We start from the raw sequence: 482 nt of genomic DNA, 5'->3' as shown, positions 1-482 counted from the left end.
GGTGGCCTCGGCCTGGGTCGCCGTCCGGGGCGCGGACGCCTCGGCGGGGGCGGCTTCGGCGCTGGCCGTGCCCGCGCCGTCTGCGGCCTCGTCGGCCAGAATCTGCTTGATCAGCTCGACGGTGTCTTCCTCGATGGTGCTGCTCACGCTCTTGTACGAGACGCCGAGGCCGTCGAGGATTTCCAGCATTTTTGCGTTGTCCACGCCCAGATCCTTGGCGAGGGAATAGATACGAACTTTCGACATGCTCACCTCCGGTGAGACCTGCGCCGTGGCAGGCAGGGGGTTCAGGTTGTCATGGCTGGTCTTGAGGCTGGTCCTGGGACTGGTCCTGAGAAAAGGGGCCGGGGGGGGCCGCGTGCAGCGCCGCGCTGACCGCCGGGGCGTCTCCCCGGAAGGTCCGGCGCAGCCGCTTCTCGGCCCAGCACTCCGGGGAGGCGGCGCACAGGTAGGCCCCGCGTCCGCTGCGGCCCCTGTGCCCG

The 482-nt window shown here is 70.1% G+C and carries 1 protein-coding gene and 1 pseudogene; both read right to left on the bottom strand.

Going from position 1 to position 482, the window contains the following annotated elements; genetic code table 11:
* Positions 1 to 246, bottom strand: a 246-nt coding sequence (locus QOL99_RS17570) for a translation initiation factor IF-2 N-terminal domain-containing protein (RefSeq protein ID WP_285525695.1), incomplete at its 3' end; no start/stop codon positions are given.
* A 49-nt stretch (positions 247 to 295) separates the two neighbouring features.
* A pseudogene (locus QOL99_RS17565) lies at positions 296 to 482 on the bottom strand (YlxR family protein); the annotation flags it as partial.

Source organism: Deinococcus rhizophilus (assembly GCF_030271215.1).
Classification (GTDB): Bacteria; Deinococcota; Deinococci; order Deinococcales; family Deinococcaceae; genus Deinococcus; species Deinococcus rhizophilus.
This window is presented reverse-complemented; position numbering and strand designations above follow the sequence as displayed.